At 60.6% G+C, this 15,779-nt stretch carries 12 protein-coding genes; 9 read left to right on the top strand and 3 right to left on the bottom strand.

The window, feature by feature from the left end; all coding sequences use genetic code 11:
- Window positions 1–2: 2 nt before the first annotated feature.
- From QYH43_RS07285 to QYH43_RS07260, 6 genes are read left to right on the top strand one after another with little or no spacing between them, the layout of a single operon-like run.
- On the top strand, window positions 3–704 hold the full coding sequence (locus QYH43_RS07285) for an ABC transporter ATP-binding protein (protein WP_301156732.1): 702 nt from the start codon (window positions 3–5) through the stop codon (window positions 702–704).
- Window positions 688–1,911, top strand: a complete 1,224-nt coding sequence (locus QYH43_RS07280) for an ABC transporter permease (RefSeq protein WP_301156731.1) — start codon at window positions 688–690, stop codon at window positions 1,909–1,911. Before QYH43_RS07285 ends, QYH43_RS07280 begins: the two co-directional genes overlap by 17 nt.
- The gene (locus QYH43_RS07275) at window positions 1,901–3,445 is read left to right on the top strand and encodes an SUMF1/EgtB/PvdO family nonheme iron enzyme (protein WP_301156730.1); all 1,545 of its coding nucleotides are present in this window, start codon (window positions 1,901–1,903) and stop codon (window positions 3,443–3,445) included. The genes QYH43_RS07280 and QYH43_RS07275 overlap by 11 nt, the downstream gene beginning before the upstream one ends.
- Window positions 3,446–3,479: 34 nt before the next feature.
- Window positions 3,480–4,211 (top strand): hypothetical protein, encoded by a 732-nt coding sequence (locus QYH43_RS07270; protein ID WP_095057624.1) that lies wholly within the window; start codon window positions 3,480–3,482, stop codon window positions 4,209–4,211.
- Window positions 4,212–4,215: 4 nt separating this feature from the next.
- Entirely contained in the window at window positions 4,216–4,722 is a 507-nt protein-coding gene (locus QYH43_RS07265) for a hypothetical protein (protein ID WP_301156729.1), read from the top strand.
- A gap of 57 nt (window positions 4,723–4,779) precedes the next feature.
- Window positions 4,780–6,264 (top strand): VWA domain-containing protein, encoded by a 1,485-nt coding sequence (locus QYH43_RS07260; RefSeq protein ID WP_301156728.1) that lies wholly within the window; start codon window positions 4,780–4,782, stop codon window positions 6,262–6,264.
- A gap of 198 nt (window positions 6,265–6,462) precedes the next feature.
- Here QYH43_RS07260 and QYH43_RS07255 read toward each other — a convergent pair whose 3' ends face one another.
- Window positions 6,463–7,383, bottom strand: coding sequence for a LysR substrate-binding domain-containing protein (locus tag QYH43_RS07255; RefSeq protein ID WP_095057627.1), 921 nt, complete (start codon window positions 7,381–7,383; stop codon window positions 6,463–6,465).
- Window positions 7,384–7,541: 158 nt separating this feature from the next.
- Between QYH43_RS07255 and QYH43_RS07250 the strand changes: the two genes are divergently transcribed.
- The gene (locus QYH43_RS07250) at window positions 7,542–8,939 is read left to right on the top strand and encodes a NorM family multidrug efflux MATE transporter (protein ID WP_301156726.1); all 1,398 of its coding nucleotides are present in this window, start codon (window positions 7,542–7,544) and stop codon (window positions 8,937–8,939) included.
- Window positions 8,940–9,050: 111 nt separating this feature from the next.
- On the opposite strand, the gene QYH43_RS07245 is transcribed toward QYH43_RS07250, so the two are convergent.
- Window positions 9,051–10,724, bottom strand: coding sequence for a bifunctional diguanylate cyclase/phosphodiesterase (locus QYH43_RS07245; RefSeq protein ID WP_095057629.1), 1,674 nt, complete (start codon window positions 10,722–10,724; stop codon window positions 9,051–9,053).
- A gap of 264 nt (window positions 10,725–10,988) precedes the next feature.
- On the opposite strand from QYH43_RS07245, the gene rep reads away from it, so the two are divergent.
- Both rep and QYH43_RS07235 read left to right on the top strand, forming a co-directional pair.
- Entirely contained in the window at window positions 10,989–12,998 is a 2,010-nt protein-coding gene (gene rep, locus QYH43_RS07240; protein ID WP_095057630.1) for a DNA helicase Rep, read from the top strand.
- 57 nt (window positions 12,999–13,055) lie between these two features.
- Window positions 13,056–13,628: a xanthine phosphoribosyltransferase gene (locus QYH43_RS07235; RefSeq protein ID WP_046038985.1), complete on the top strand. Its 573-nt coding sequence runs from the start codon at window positions 13,056–13,058 to the stop codon at window positions 13,626–13,628.
- A gap of 129 nt (window positions 13,629–13,757) precedes the next feature.
- Here the strand turns inward: QYH43_RS07235 and QYH43_RS07230 are convergent, their stop codons facing one another.
- A complete protein-coding gene (locus tag QYH43_RS07230) occupies window positions 13,758–15,677 on the bottom strand; it encodes an acetyl-CoA hydrolase/transferase C-terminal domain-containing protein (protein ID WP_301156725.1) in 1,920 nt (639 codons plus the stop codon).
- Window positions 15,678–15,779: the final 102 nt, after the last annotated feature.

The following is a 15,779-nucleotide window of genomic DNA, read 5'->3' as shown; positions in this document are numbered from 1 at the left end:
CCATGCTTGATATCAAGAACCTGCTGGTGCGCCGTGGTGAAGGCGCACAGGCTCATCACGTGCGATTGCCGCACTTGCAGGTTGGCGCCGGGGAAATCCTCGCCATCACCGGCGAAAGCGGCAGTGGTAAAAGCACGTTGCTCGAAGCCATCGGCCTGTTGCTCGCGCCGGTGGAACTCGAGCGCTTTCGACTGGGCGCGGCGCCCGCTCAGGATATCGCCCATCTGCTGGCGACTGACGACCAGCCTGCTCTGGCAGCGGTGCGTTCACGGCATTTGGGATTCATTTTGCAGAGCGGCGGCTTGCTGCCATTCCTGAGCGTGCGGGACAACATCAGCCTGCCGCGCCGTTTGCTCGGGATGCCGGCGAGGAGCGAGCACATCGACCACGCCGTTGATGTGTTGCGCCTGCAAGGGTTACTGGATAAACAACCGCAGGCCTTGTCGATCGGTGAACGCCAGCGCGTGGCCTGCGTTCGGGCAATTGCCCATGAACCGCTGCTGCTGTTGGCCGACGAGCCGACCGCCGCGCTCGACCCTCACAGTGCCCGGCGTTTGTTCGAGTTGCTGCTGAGCCTGGTGTCGAGCATGGGCCTGAGCGCACTCGTTGTGTCCCATGACTGGGCCTTGCTGAAGGATTTCGGCTTGCCGCGACTCGGCGCTATCAGCCGCCAGGGAGAGACTCTGTTTGAACCGATGGACTGATCGCTTGCACCTGCTGGGCTCACTGGCGCTGCAAGACCTCTGGCACGACCGCAAGGTCTCTCTGTGCATCGCCGCGTCCTTGGTGGCGGTGATCGCACCGTTGTTGCTGCTGTTCGGGCTCAAACACGGGGTGGTCAGCCAGCTGCAGGACGAACTGCTGCGTGACCCGCGCAACCTTGAAGTGAAAATGCTCAGCAACGGCAATTACGACACGGCCTGGATCGAGCGTTTGCGCCAGCGCCCCGAGACCGGTTTTGCCCTCGGCCAGACCCGCTCCCTCAATACCCAGGCTGACTTGCAGATTGGCATGCAACGGTTTGTCGAAGGCGCAGAAATCATCGCGACCGAGCCGGGCGACCCACAACTGAACCTGGCGTCACTCAACCCCGTCGGCAATCAAGTGATCCTCAGCGCCAGCGCAGCGCAACGCTTGCAGGCCAAGGTAGGCGACAGCGTGCAGATGCGGGCCTTGCGCCGCCTGGACGGTGTCAATGAACGTGGCGAGATGACGCTGACGGTACTGGCCGTGCTCGACGGTGCCCGCTTCGGTCGCGCTGCCGGGTTTGTCGCCCCGCCGCTGCTGCTGGATCTGGAGCGCTTTCGCGACGGCTATCAGGTCAGCGGGTTCGGCGTTGACACCGGCAAGCCTCAGGGTAATCTGCAACCCTTGTATGCCCGCGCCCGCGTCTATGCACGCGACATCGATCAGGTCGCACCGCTGGAACACTGGCTCAACGAACAACACATCGAAACCTCCAGCCGACTGGCCGACATCGACAACGTCAAAGCCATCAACCATGTGCTGGGGCTGATCTTCGGTGTAATCGCCATGGCGGCACTGATCGGCTGCGTGGCGTCGATGGTGGGCGCGTTCCTGGCCAACATCGACCGTAAACGCAAAAGCCTGGCGGTCCTGCGCCTGCTGGGTTTCAAACGCCGGGCCGTTGGCGGTTTCGTGGTCCTGCAAGCGCTGGTGCTGAGCCTTGCCGGCTACATTGGCGGGCTGGGGTTTTATGCTGTAGGCAGTCATTTGTTCGACTACTTGCTCGGCAGCAGCCAGGCGACCGGCACCTTCGTTTGCCACATTACCGCTTGGCATGGCGTTGCCGCCCTGCTCCTGACCTTCCTGGTCGCTGCATGGGTGGCCGCGATCGGCGCCCTGCGAGCCATCAACATCCAACCTGCGGAGAGTCTGCGTGAGCTATAAACGTTTTGGCTTGCTGTTGCCCCTGAGCCTCGGCTACGTGCTTTGCGCCTCGGCGGCAGGCTGGGAAGCGAAGTATTACAACCCGATGCCAGACGCCGCCGACGTGGTGCTGCCAATGCCCTGCGAAGGCTCGATGGTGTTTCGCAAGGTGTTCATTCCGGTCGCCGGCCCGCTGGATGACTACCCGATCAACATCGGTCAGGACGGCGCGGAATACGGCTATGTCGAACAGACCCGTCCGACCTTTATCGCCGGCAGTTTTACCGGGGCCAAGAACGACAAATCCCGCTACTACCTGATGGCCAAGTACGAGATGAGTCAGTTGCAATACGCCGCGCTGACCGAAGCGACCTGCCCCACCGCCGCCACCAAAATGCGCTTGCCGCAAACGGCGGTGAGCTGGGTGCAAGCCATCGACGCCGCCGACAAGTACAACCTGTGGCTGCGCAAAAACGCCGCCGGCAAGCTGCCCAAGGAAGACGGCGCGCAAGGCTTTCTGCGCCTGCCAACCGAAGTCGAATGGGAGTTCGCCGCACGCGGCGGTCTGGAAGTCAGTGCCGCTGAATTCCGCGACACGCACTACCCGATGCCTGAAGGCATCAACGCCTACGAGTGGTTCGCCGGGGCGCAATCGTCCAACGGCAAAGTGCAATTGACCGGTCTGCAAAAGCCCAACTCGCTGGGCCTGCATGACATGCTCGGTAACGTCGACGAAATGATGTTCGAGCCGTTTCGCCTGAACAAACTCGACCGCCAGCACGGTCAGGCCGGCGGCTACGTCGTCCGTGGCGGCAACTACCTGACCGCGCAAGCCGACCTGCGTACGGCATTGCGCCAGGAAGAGCCGTATTACAACGCCGAAGGCCAGGTGAAAAACAAGACCACCGGCCTGCGCTTGGTCATGGTCTCACCGACCCTCACCTCTCGCGAACGGGTCGCCAGCATCGAAAGCAGCTGGAAGAAACTCGGCACCGGCAGCAAGGACCCCGAATCCGCCGACAAAGGCACCGTACAATCCCTGAACAGCCTCGCCTCGGGCGTCGAAGACAAAGCGCTCAAGGAAAAACTCCAGGCCCTGGAAAGCCAGCTGCGTGCCAGCAACCAGCAGCAGGAAGAAACCCGCGACCAGGCGATCCGTGCCAGCCTCAACCTGGGTGCTTTCCTGTGCACCAAGATGCTCGACGATGGCCAGTACGTGGACTTCCTGCAAAAAAACTACAAGCTCAATTGCGAAGGCGCGGACAAAGACGCCAGTTGCGACATGCGTAAAGGCAAGCTCGAAGAGCAAAAGGATCGCCTGCACAAACTCAGCCGTTACTACGCCAGTAGCCTGGTGGAATCGGCTACCTTGTACGGCCAGCCTCTGCTTGAAACGCAAGTCCCGGTGATGGAAGAAATCATCAGCCGCAACAAACAGCTGCAAGACCTCAAGCCTTACTTGCGCACCCACTGGGCCAATCAGAAGGCGTTCCTGCAAAAGCAGAAAATCGACACTGAAGCCTGGCTGACCAGCTGCAAAACCGTCACTCAATAACAACGCGTCAACACCGTTATGTAGGAGTTTCACCATGTCGCGCAGCCTTTGGACTCGCTTCAAGCTACAGATCGCTTTCGTAGTCGCCGGCAGCCTGCTAATGACCGGTTGCGCCAACACTGGCAGCTCCATGCTCGGCGAGGGCGACGGTGCCGACCCGCGCCTGACCCAGGGCAATGACGCAGATTTCTTCAGCAAGTCCGGATACCAGGCCTGCGCCGTCGGCGCCGGTGTCGCCATCCTCGCTTGCGCACTGTCCAACAGCAACAACAAAACCGTGTGCGTCGTCGCCGCCGGTATTACCGCGTGCGGCGTGGCCATGGGCGCCAACTATTACCTGGATCAACGTCGCGCCGAATACGCCGACACCACCACCCGTTTGGCGAAAATGAACAGCGACGTCGAGCAAGACACGCAGAAGGTGATCGCCCGTACCGCGACCGCTCAGCAAGTGATCAATGATGACCAGGCGCAAATCGCCCAGATCAAAAAGGACATCGCCAACAAGAGGGTCGACAAGTCCAGGGCTCAGGCGCAAATCGCCGGGATCGATTCGGACATCGCGCGCCTGCGTAAGGACCTGGCCAACATGCGTACCAAAGTCACCGAGTACAGCAAAGTGGCAGACGCCGAGCGCTCACAAGGCACCAGCGCCGAGATCAGGCAGGTGGACATGAACATTCAGAAAATGAACCAGAAAGTCGTCACCCTCCAGAAGGAAGTCGATGCTCTGTACAGCCAACGCTCCGCAATCACACTGGGCTAAGCACATGACGCTACGAAAACTGGTGGTTATCACCGCCGTCCTGGCCCTGAGCGGTTGCGCGACCACGCCCGGCGAGTGCGATGCAACCAATCGCGACAGCAGCATGCTGACCAAGATGAATTGCGACTACTCCGGTGGTTACAGCGACCAGGTCAAGCAGAAGGAACTGGCCCTGAGCGAGTCCCGCCAGCAAAACGCAATGTTCCATCAGGTGTACGAGAACATTCAGGCCCAGCAGCTCAGCACCAAGACCGATCTGGCCAGCCAGCAGAAATCCCAGGCGGCGCTGAATCAGTCGCTGGCGCAACTGCTGACCTCGCTCAAGGCCCGCCGTGGCAATGAAGCCCAGGTGCAGAAGCAAATTGCCGACCTCGAGAAGCAGCTCAAGGCTTCGCAAGCGGCGCCAACGACCCAATCAACGCCAGCGACGCTGGCGGCCAAGCAGCAAGAACTGAAAACGTTGCAGAAGAAGGTCAATCAGCTGCAATTCAGCCTCGGCTACGAAGAGTAACTTTTCACCCCGCAGGGCATCCCGACGGATGCCTGCACTTTTTCAGGAATCGTCGTCATGCAGCGGGTCATCAGGGATGCGCAAGCCACATCGGAGGGGATGAGTGCGCTGCAAGCCAAAGTCGCCCTCATCCAGAAACACTTTCCGCCGACCGTCGCCAGTCTGTTTGCCATCCCGCGAATGGGCAGCGGCGACGTGCTGGAATGGTGGACCGAACTGGGCGGCCAACCCACGCCCTATGCCGACCTCAACGAGGACGCGCAACGACGTTTGCTGGAAACCTATGAAGTGCGACAGACGTCCCTTGGACAGCTGGCGGACGAACTGCAAAAACGCGGTCAACCGACGGAAGCGGATGACCTGCGCAGCCTGCTCGGCGCGCCTGAGCTGGACAAACTCTACAGCCTCAACGGTGAGCCTTTGGTGGTGCGCTGGAACCTGCGTCCGCCCAAACCGATCGTGCCGCCGGTGGTACCTCTCGCTCCGGTCGTGCCGCCATCGCGTCGAGGCTGGTGGATCGCGGCGGCCTTGCTCGCGTTGTTGCTGCTGCTTCTGGCGCTCTGGCTCTGGTGGTTCCTGCACCGTGAGCCGGTTGTTGTGGTTCCGCCTGTCGTGCCGGTGGCGCCCGTGGTGACGCCGGTTGAGAAACCGGTTGAGCCTGCTCCCGAGCCTGTCGTGGAACCGGAACCGAAACCTGCTCCGGTACCAGCGCCAGAACCGGTACCAGTACCAGTACCAGTACCAGTACCGGAACCCAAGCCGGTCCCGCCACCAAAACCAGCACCGGAACCCAAGCCGATTCCGCCACCCAAACCGGTTCCACCACCCAAACCGGTAGTGGCTGCCCCGCCACCAGCCCCAACGCTGGACAACTTCGCATGCCGTAAAAATGCGCCGAACTCAGAGATCCCGCAATTCGTGGTGGTGCTCGACACCTCGGGTTCGATGAACTTGAACATCAAGTCAGTGAAAGCCGACGAGGACTGGTTCTTCGGTAGTGACCTCAACAAGCTCCTGGACCCGAACCGCACCATGCGGCTCACCGCCAGACCCAGCCGCATGGACGTCGCCAAGGACTCGCTGGCCAGCATGATCAACGGGCTGGACCCGAAGATCGACACACGCCTGATCACCTTCGCCGGCTGCGAAAGAACACCGGACCGGGGTGTGTTCAGGTTCGGCGACCGCCCGAGGCTGATCAACGGGATTCGAGGTCTGGTTCCCGACGATGGCACACCGCTGGCCGACAGCCTGGCCCACGCGGCGAGCACCGTCGACGGGCGCAATAACGATGCGGTTATCGTGATGTTTGTCGACGGAGAAGACGGTTGCGGGCAGGACGTTTGCGCGGTATCCCGTCGAATCGCCAGGGAACAACCGCGCCTGCGGGTCAACGTGGTGAAAATCGGTGTTGGCGGCCCGTCACGTTGCATCGCTGAAAACACCGGCGGCCGGGTTTACAACAGCACCAACGCGGCTGAACTGGGCAACCAGTTGAAACAGGCAAGCAAGGAATTATCCAGTAATGCCAAGTGTGATTAGCTTGGGAAGCATGCTGAAATGAAGTGACCCCATTCGCGAGCAGGCTCGCTCTCACAGGGTTTGTGTCGATCACAAATACAGTGTTGGAGCCTGCTCGCGATGGCTATCTCAGAGGCGCCTCAACGAAACCGGTCAACATCATGCCGCAAGTCCGCGCCAGGCTTTCCAGCCCCCAGGCAGTCACAGTGCCACATCGATTCAGCTCAGGTGCTCGACCGCCGGTAACTCCATGGCCCGAACCTCACCCAAGAGGAAAACGCTGAGGCGGCGCAAACGTTCACCTCCAGGGCGGGTTTTCGGCCAGACCAGGTAATAATTCTCACCGCTGGCGACGGCTGTCGGCCACGGCAAACTCAGACGTCCCTGCGCAACATCCTCCGCCACCATCAGCAAATCGCCCATGGACACACCATAGCCTCGGGCGGCAGCGATCATGCCCAGTTCCAGTGTGTCGAACACCTGCCCGCCCTTGAGCGAGACTTGATCGGTCAGGCCCATGCGCTCCAGCCACTTGCGCCAGTCACGGCGGTCCGGCGTCGGGTGCAGCAGCTCGGCGCTGGCCAGGCGCGCAACGTCCCACGGTTGATCCTTCAGAAGATTCGGTGCGCCCACCGGAATCAGCTCTTCGGGGAATAGGAAAGTTGTCTCCCAGTCCGGAGGAAAATGCCCGTTGCTGAGGATGACGGCACAGTCAAAGGGTTCGTGATTGAAGTCCACCGTATCGATGTCCATCCAGGCGCTGGTCAATTGCACTTCGTTGCCCGGTTGCAGATGACGGAAGCGGCTGAGGCGCGCCAGCAACCAGCGCATGGTCAGGGTCGACGGGGCTTTCATGCGCAGGATGTCGTCTTCGGCACGCAGGGTGTTGCAGGCCCGCTCCAGGGCTGTGAAACCCTCGCGAATACCCGGCAACAGCAAACGGGCCGACTCGGTCAGTTGCAGGTTGCGGCCACTGCGGTGAAACAAGCGGCAGGCAAAATGATCTTCCAGCGTACGAATATGCCGGCTGACCGCACTTTGGGTGATCGACAGTTCTTCGGCGGCGCGGGTAAACGAACTGTGCCGCGCCGCCGCTTCGAATGCGCGCAGGGCATACAAGGGAGGAAGACGACGTGACATCAGGAATGCTCCTACAGCGGGACTCGCCAACCCTAGCAGAAACTATTCAGCATGAGTTTGAATCATGCCATCCATCCTTTTTATCCCTTTGTGCAATCCCCGCAAAGCGCCGAGAATCGACGCTTTCCTGTTCTCTCTGATATTCGAGCGTGATGACCATGCAGCATCCAGCGCGTATTGAACTCTGGGCCATCCTGCGGCTGGCGGGGCCGTTGATTGCCTCGCAGTTGGCGCACATGTTGATGGTCCTCACCGACACATTGATGATGGCGCGCCTGAGTCCCGAGGCGCTGGCCGGAGGCGGCCTCGGTGCGGCGACTTATTCGTTCGTGTCGATTTTCTGCATCGGCGTGATTGCCGCGGTCGGCACCCTGGTGGCGATCCGGCAAGGTGCCGGCGACATCCTCGGAGCGACCCGATTGACCCAGGCCGGGTTATGGCTGGCGTGGCTGATGGCACTGGTTGCCGGCCTGCTGCTGTGGAACCTCAAACCGGTCCTGTTGCTGTTTGGCCAAACCGAAACCAACGTCAACGCGGCCGGTCAGTTTTTGATCTTCCTGCCGTTCGCCCTGCCCGGTTACCTGAGCTTCATGGCCCTGCGCGGGTTCACCAGTGCCATCGGCCGCGCAACACCGGTAATGGTCATCAGCGTGGGCGGTACGGTCGCCAACTTCTTGCTCAACTATGCGTTGATCACCGGCATGTTCGGCCTGCCAAAACTGGGGCTGATGGGGATCGGGCTCGTGACGGCGATTGTCGCCAACCTCATGGCGCTGGCACTGGCGTGGCACATCCGTCGGCACTCGGCCTACAACGACTATCCGCTGCGCCAGGGTCTATCGCGACTCAACCGTCAGTACCTGAAGGAGCTGTGGCGCCTGGGCCTGCCGATTGGTGGCACCTACGCGGTGGAAGTCGGGCTGTTTGCTTTCGCCGCGCTGTGCATGGGCACCATGGGCAGTACGCAACTGGGCGCGCACCAGATCGCCCTGCAGATCGTGTCGGTGGCGTTCATGGTGCCGGCGGGGATTTCTTACGCGATCACCATGCGCATCGGTCAGCACTACGGCGCGGGGCAACTGTTGAGCGCACGCCTGGCTGGCCGTGTCGGCATAGTCTTCGGTGCGGCGGCGATGTTGTGTTTCGCGATGGTGTTCTGGCTGCTGCCGAATCAATTGGTGGGTCTGTTCCTCGACCACAATGACCCGGCCTTCCGCGAAGTCATCAGTCTGGCGGTGAGCCTGTTGGCGGTGGCCGCGTGGTTCGAGCTGTTCGACGGCGTGCAAACCATTGCCATGGGTTGCATTCGCGGGCTCAAGGATGCGAAGACCACGTTCCTCGTCGGCCTGGGTTGCTACTGGCTGATTGGCGCGCCTGCGGCTTGGTGGATGGCGTTTCACCTGAACTGGGGACCGACCGGCGTCTGGTGGGGTTTGGCGCTGGGGCTGGCGTGCGCGGCGGTGAGCCTGACGCTTGGATTTGAGTGGAAGATGAAACGGATGATCGAGCGCGAGCCAGCGCAACGGAACGGTTTCACAGTCGCTCAGCCAGACTGAGATCCCTGTAGGAGCTGGCTTGCCAGCGATAGCGATCTGACCGTCACATCATCGCTGGCTGTCAGGCCATCATCGCCGGCAAGCCGGCTCCTACAGGTGACTTGTGGCGCCTTAACTAACGATTTCCATCATCGGCTGCTGTCTGGCGTCGAACGTCAGGTACTCCACCAACTCGGCCAGCGGCAACGGTTTGCTGATCAAATACCCTTGCACCTGATCGCAATCAAACCCGCGCAACAAATCCAGCTGCTCCGGCGTTTCCACGCCTTCAGCCACGACCTCGAGGTTGAGGTTGTGCGCCAGGTTGATCATCGCGTGGACCAGTTTGCGGTTCTCCTCGCGCTGCTCCATGCCGCCGACAAAGCTCTTGTCGATCTTCAGCAGCGTGATCGGCAGGCTGTTGAGGTGCACGAACGACGAAAAACCCGTTCCGAAGTCGTCGAGGGAGAAGCGCACACCGAGGCGCCCGAGGGCGTCCATGGTCTGCTTGACCAGATCGCTGCGACGCATGACCGCGGTTTCGGTCAATTCGAATTCCAGCCATTGCGCCTCGACACCGCGTTCGGCGATCAAACGGCTCAGGGTCGACAGCAACTGGCTGTCCTGGAACTGACGGAACGACAGGTTGATTGCCATGTGCAGCGGCGGCAAACCCAGTTCAAGCAACGCCTGCATGTCGCGCAAGGCCCGGGAAATCACCCAGTAGCCCAGCGGCACGATCAGGCCGCTTTGCTCGGCCAGCGGTACAAATTCACTCGGTGGCAGCAAACCGCGCTCGGCATGACGCCAACGGACCAGGGCTTCGAGGCCGACGATCTCCCCGTCTTCAAGGTTCAGCCGTGGCTGGTAATGCAGTTCCAGTTCGTCACGACGCAACGCCCGGCGCAGTTCGCTTTCAAGGTCGGCGATGCTGCGGGCATTGCGGTTGATGCGTTCGTTGAAAATGTGAAAGGTGCAGCCCTGGGTGCTCTTGGCCTGTTGCATGGCGATGTGCGCGTGCCACATCAGCGGGTCCGCACCGGCCTGGGCCCGTGCATGGGCAATGCCCAGGCTGGAGCCGATCAGCAGGCTTTCGCCATCGACCCAATAAGGCTCGGCCAATGCTTCGCTGATGCGCTCGGCCATCCACTCGGCACGCTGGGGAGCGCGACGAGTGTCGATCAGCAGAGCAAATTCATCACTGCCCAGGCGCGCCAACTGATCGCCGGCCTCAAGCTGGCTCTTGAGCCGCGCCACCACTTGCAGGATCAGGCGGTCACCGGCCTGATGACCGAGGGCATCATTGGCGTAACGGAAATTGTCGAGGTCGAGGTGACCGAGAGCCAGACCGCGCCCGTCGTTTTCCGCCAGCCGCGCTGTCAGCAAGGTCTGAAAACCCTGGCGATTGGCGATGCCGGTCAGCGGGTCTTGCTCGGCCAGGCGTTGCAGGGTGTTTTCCAGCACGCCACGTTCGCGCACATGGCGCAGGCAACGGCGCAACATGCCGTGATCGAGCAGATCGCGCACCAACCAGTCACTCACGCCATCGGGCGGGGTCTGGGGCTCGTGATCCAGCAGCAACACCGTCGGCAGATTGCAACGCCCGGGTGCCGGCTGAAGTGCCGGGATCGTCAATAACACCGCGCTGCGGTTGTCATCGAACAGACTGCTGACCGAGTCCCAGCTCGGCGCACTGATAAGCACGGCCGTGCTCCCCATCGGAGCCAGACACTCGCGCAACAACGCTGCCCACGCTGGCTCTTCGGCCAGTAACAGCAAACGCAAGGGTTCGACAGGCGTAGACAAGCTAGCTCCCTAGACTCTGCAAAGATGTAGGCGACCGGCATTATGCCGTGCCGATAACCAATGGCAATGACATCAATTATCAAAACGCGGTCTTTGTATCTGGAATTACGAACATTAGCCGCAAATTTATTGCGCATCCTGCGTGAAAGTAACAAAACCGGCAAATACAGAAAGCGTTGTACGTCACAAGTCGGACAGAGCAGCACAATTCGCTGAGCCTGTTAAAATGCCGGCCCATTTCGTGACTGACTTCTGAATTTACGTATGTCCCGACTCAATCCCCGGCAGCAAGAAGCCGTGAACTACGTCGGCGGCCCTCTATTGGTGCTCGCCGGCGCAGGCTCCGGCAAGACCAGCGTGATCACGCGCAAAATCGCGCACCTGATCCAGAACTGCGGCATCCGCGCCCAGTACATCGTCGCCATGACCTTCACCAACAAGGCCGCACGCGAGATGAAGGAGCGGGTCGGCACCCTGCTGCGCGCCGGCGAAGGCCGCGGGCTGACCGTCTGCACCTTCCACAACCTGGGCCTGAACATCATCCGCAAGGAACACGTGCGGCTGGGCTACAAACCGGGCTTCTCGATTTTCGACGAGACCGACGTCAAAGCCCTGATGACCGACATCATGCAGAAGGAATACTCGGGCGAAGACGGCGTCGACGAGATCAAGAACATGATCGGCGCCTGGAAAAACGACCTGATCCTGCCGCCCCAGGCCCTGGAAAACGCGCGCAACCCCAAGGAACAGACCGCTGCCATCGTCTACACCCACTACCAGCGCACGCTCAAGGCGTTCAACGCGGTGGACTTCGACGACCTGATCCTGCTGCCGGTGAAGCTGTTTGAAGAGCACGCCGACATCCTGGAAAAGTGGCAGAACAAGGTGCGTTACCTGCTGGTCGACGAATACCAGGACACCAACGCCAGCCAATATTTGCTGGTGAAAATGCTCATCGGCAAACGCAACCAGTTCACCGTGGTAGGCGACGACGACCAGTCGATCTACGCCTGGCGGGGTGCGCGGCCGGAAAACCTGATGCTGCTCAAGGACGATTACCCGTCCCTGAAAGTGGTGATGCTGGAGCAGAACTACCGCTCCACCAGCCGCATCCTGCGCTGCGCCAACGTACTGATCTCGAACAACCCGCACGAATTCGAAAAGCAGCTGTGGAGCGAGATGGGTCACGGCGACGAGATCCGCGTGATCCGCTGCCGCAACGAAGACGCCGAAGCCGAACGCGTGGCCGTGGAAATCCTCAGCCTGCACTTGCGCACCGATCGCCCGTACAGCGACTTTGCGATCCTCTATCGCGGCAACTACCAGGCCAAGCTGATCGAGCTGAAGTTGCAGCATCACCAGGTGCCGTATCGCCTGTCCGGTGGCAACAGCTTCTTCGGGCGTCAGGAAGTGAAAGACCTGATGGCGTACTTCCGCCTGATCGTGAACCCTGACGACGACAACGCCTTCCTGCGGGTGATCAACGTACCGCGCCGCGAAATCGGCTCGACCACGCTGGAAAAGCTCGGCAACTACTCCACCGAGCGCAAGATCTCGATGTACGCCGCCACCGACGAAATCGGCTTGGGCGAGCATCTGGACAGCCGCTTCACCGATCGTCTGTCGCGCTTCAAGCGTTTCATGGACCGGGTGCGCGAGCAGTGCGCGGGCGAAGACCCGATTTCAGCCCTGCGCAGCATGGTCATGGACATCGACTACGAGAACTGGCTGCGCACCAACAGCTCCAGCGACAAGGCCGCTGATTACCGCATGGGTAACGTCTGGTTCCTGATCGAAGCGCTGAAGAACACCCTGGAAAAAGACGAAGACGGCGAAATGACCGTCGAAGACGCCATCGGCAAACTCGTCCTGCGCGACATGCTCGAACGTCAGCAGGAAGAAGAAGACGGCGCCGAAGGCGTGCAGATGATGACCTTGCATGCGTCCAAGGGCCTGGAATTCCCCTACGTGTTCATCATGGGCATGGAAGAGGAAATCCTCCCGCACCGCTCCAGCATCGAAGCCGACACCATCGAAGAAGAACGCCGCCTGGCCTACGTGGGTATTACCCGCGCACGTCAAACGCTGGCGTTCACCTTCGCCGCCAAGCGTAAGCAGTATGGTGAGATCATTGATTGCGCGCCCAGCCGCTTCCTCGATGAGCTGCCGCCGGACGATCTGGCGTGGGAAGGCAACGACGATACACCGACCGAAGTCAAAGCCGTGCGGGGCAATAGCGCATTGGCGGATATACGCGCGATGTTAAAGCGCTAGAATTGACCACTTTTTTACAACCTTAGGGCGCACAAAGCGCCAACAGAGGACAGCTTCATGGAAGCCCTGCACAAGAAAATTCGCGAAGAAGGCATCGTGCTTTCCGACCAGGTCCTGAAGGTCGACGCCTTTTTGAACCACCAGATCGACCCGGCCCTGATGAAGCTGATCGGCGACGAATTCGCCACGCTGTTCAAGGATTCGGGCATCACCAAGATCGTCACCATCGAAGCCTCGGGCATCGCCCCGGCGATCATGACCGGTTTGAACCTGGGTGTGCCGGTGATTTTCGCCCGCAAACACCAGTCCTTGACCCTGACTGAAAACCTGCTGTCGGCGACCGTCTACTCGTTCACCAAGCAGACCGAAAGCACCGTGGCGATTTCCCCGCGTCACCTGACCAGCAGCGACCGCGTGCTGATCATCGATGACTTCCTGGCCAACGGTAAGGCGTCCCAGGCGCTGATCTCGATCATCAAGCAGGCTGGCGCCACCGTCGCCGGTTTGGGCATCGTGATCGAGAAGTCGTTCCAGGGCGGGCGTGCGGAGCTGGATTCGCAGGGTTATCGCGTTGAATCGCTGGCCCGCGTCAAGTCGCTGGCTGACGGTGTTGTGACCTTCATCGAATAAAGCCGCACCGCACCCCCCCCTGTAGGAGCTAGCCTGCTAGCGATGGCGTCGTGTCAGTCACAATCTTCATGACTGACAGACTGAAATCGCTAGCAGGCTAGCTCCCACAGTTGGTTTTGGGATGGGCAGTTATTGCCCGGTGGCCTTCAGGCCCGCCAGCAACAGCCGTTGATACAAATCTTCCTTCAACCCTTCCGGCTTGCTCAGCTGCATGCGTTCCAGATGCTCAGGAAACGCCCCGGGTTCCGGCGCATCCAGCGCTGCCTTGCCCAACTCCAGCACTTCACTCAGCTTGAATTTGCTCTTGAGCCAGTTCAGCGCCCGCAACACATCCCGCTCCACGTCGGTGAAATCACAACCCAACGGATACTCCGGAAACAGATTCGGATGCCGCGCCTCAATGCCCTGCAAGCGCTCCGGTCGGTTATCGCTGAAACGTGGATCAAGCTGAAAATCCTTCGGCAACTTGCCGACTTTTTGCGCCTGCTCGATCAACCCCTGCTGAAAGCGTGAATCACTGATATTGAGCAACGCCTCGATCACTGCCGCATCGGTCTTGCCGCGCAGATCGGCGATGCCGTACTCGGTCACCACGACATCGCGCAGATGCCGGGGGATCGTGCAGTGGCCGTATTCCCAGACAATGTTCGAGCTGACGTCGCCGCCGGATTCGCGCCAGCTGCGCAGCAACAAGACCGAGCGCGCGCCTGCCAGTGCATGCCCCTGCACCACAAAGTTGTACTGCCCGCCCACGCCGCTAAGTACACGTCCGTCTTCCAGCTGATCCGCCACGGCGGCGCCGAGCAAGGTCACGGTAAACGCCGTGTTGATGAACCGCGCATCGAGACGCTGCAACCGCTTGAGTTCTTCCTGGCCGTAGAGCTCGTTGATGTAGCTGATGCGGGTCATGTTGAATTCAAGCCGCTTGCTCTGTGGCAACTCACGCAAGCGTTCGTAGAAGCTGCGCGGCCCGAGGAAGAAGCCACCGTGTACCGAGATGCCATCGGTTGCCGCTTCGTCGAGGGTGCCGGCATTCGCCTGCTGTTGAGTTTCAACATCCGGGTAGACCTTGCGCCGCACGATTCCGGCGTCGGACAGCATCAGCAAGCCGTTGACGAACATTTCGCTGCAACCGTACAGGCCTTTGGCGAAAGGTTCGAGGCCCCCTTCGCGCTCGATCAACTGCGCCCAGTGGCTGAGATTTACATCCGCCAGCAAAGCTTTGTAGCCATCATTTTCCGTCTGCCTGGCCAACAGCGCTGCCGTCAGCGCATCGCCCATCGAACCGATGCCGATCTGAAGCGTGCCGCCATCACGCACCAGGGCGCTGGCGTGCAGCCCGATGAAATGGTCCTGAAAACCTACCGGCATGTTGGGCGTGGAAAACAGTGTGGTGCTGTCTTTCTCGTCGATCAGCAGGTCGAACGTATCAATGCCGACCTCCGCATCGCCCGGCATATAGGGCAGATCGTTGTGGACCTGGCCGACCAGCAGAATGGTTTCCCCGGCGGCGCGGCGCTTGGCGATCATGGGCAGCAGGTCGAGGGTGATGTCCGGGTTGCAGCTCAGGCTCAAGCGATCAGGGTGCTCGGCATGGCTGGCCACCAACTGCGCCACCAGGTTCAGCCCGGCCGCATTGATGTCCCGCGCCGCGTGGCTGTAGTTGCTGCTGACGTAATCCTGCTGGGCAGGCGGGCTGTTGAGCAGGCTGCCGGGCTGCATGAAAAATTGCTGGATGTGAATGTTGCCCGGCAGGTTGTCGCGGCGCAGGTCGGCGAGGAGATCCAGCTCCGGATAATCGCCGAAGACCCGTTCGGTGAAGGGCTCGAGGAAACGCTTCTGCAAGCCATCGCCCAAGGACGGACGGCCCAGGCACAGTGCGGTGTAGATCGTCAGCCGCCGCTCGGGCAACTGGGCGATACGTCGATACAGCGCGTTGACGAAATGATTGGGTTTGCCCAATCCCAACGGCAGGCCCATGTGAATATGCGCCGGCAACCGCGCCAGAACGTCATCGACCGCTTGTTCGATAGCACACATCTGAACCATCCGAACCTCCCTTGCATTCCATGGTATGGGGTTGGACCGAGCTTGCCGGGTCTTTGCTGCATTGAACAGCCTGTAAAAAACCATCGCCCCACACAAAAACCG

This window comes from Pseudomonas sp. C32 (assembly GCF_030417915.1).
Taxonomy (GTDB): domain Bacteria; phylum Pseudomonadota; class Gammaproteobacteria; order Pseudomonadales; family Pseudomonadaceae; genus Aquipseudomonas.
Note: the sequence above shows the minus strand (reverse complement) of the source record. Positions and strands in the feature narration are given on the sequence as shown.

Excerpts from the sequence above, each read along its gene's own strand:
- QYH43_RS07255 (WP_095057627.1), bottom strand. The coding sequence starts at position 7,383 with ATGTCACGTCGTCTTCCTCCCTTGTATGCCCTGCGCGCATTCGAAGCG.
- rep (WP_095057630.1), top strand. The coding sequence starts at position 10,989 with ATGTCCCGACTCAATCCCCGGCAGCAAGAAGCCGTGAACTACGTCGGC.
- QYH43_RS07230 (WP_301156725.1), bottom strand. The coding sequence starts at position 15,677 with ATGGTTCAGATGTGTGCTATCGAACAAGCGGTCGATGACGTTCTGGCG.
- QYH43_RS07235 (WP_046038985.1), top strand. The coding sequence starts at position 13,056 with ATGGAAGCCCTGCACAAGAAAATTCGCGAAGAAGGCATCGTGCTTTCC.
- QYH43_RS07265 (WP_301156729.1), top strand. The coding sequence starts at position 4,216 with ATGACGCTACGAAAACTGGTGGTTATCACCGCCGTCCTGGCCCTGAGC.
- QYH43_RS07285 (WP_301156732.1), top strand. The coding sequence starts at position 3 with ATGCTTGATATCAAGAACCTGCTGGTGCGCCGTGGTGAAGGCGCACAG.
- QYH43_RS07260 (WP_301156728.1), top strand. The coding sequence starts at position 4,780 with ATGCAGCGGGTCATCAGGGATGCGCAAGCCACATCGGAGGGGATGAGT.
- QYH43_RS07250 (WP_301156726.1), top strand. The coding sequence starts at position 7,542 with ATGCAGCATCCAGCGCGTATTGAACTCTGGGCCATCCTGCGGCTGGCG.
- QYH43_RS07270 (WP_095057624.1), top strand. The coding sequence starts at position 3,480 with ATGTCGCGCAGCCTTTGGACTCGCTTCAAGCTACAGATCGCTTTCGTA.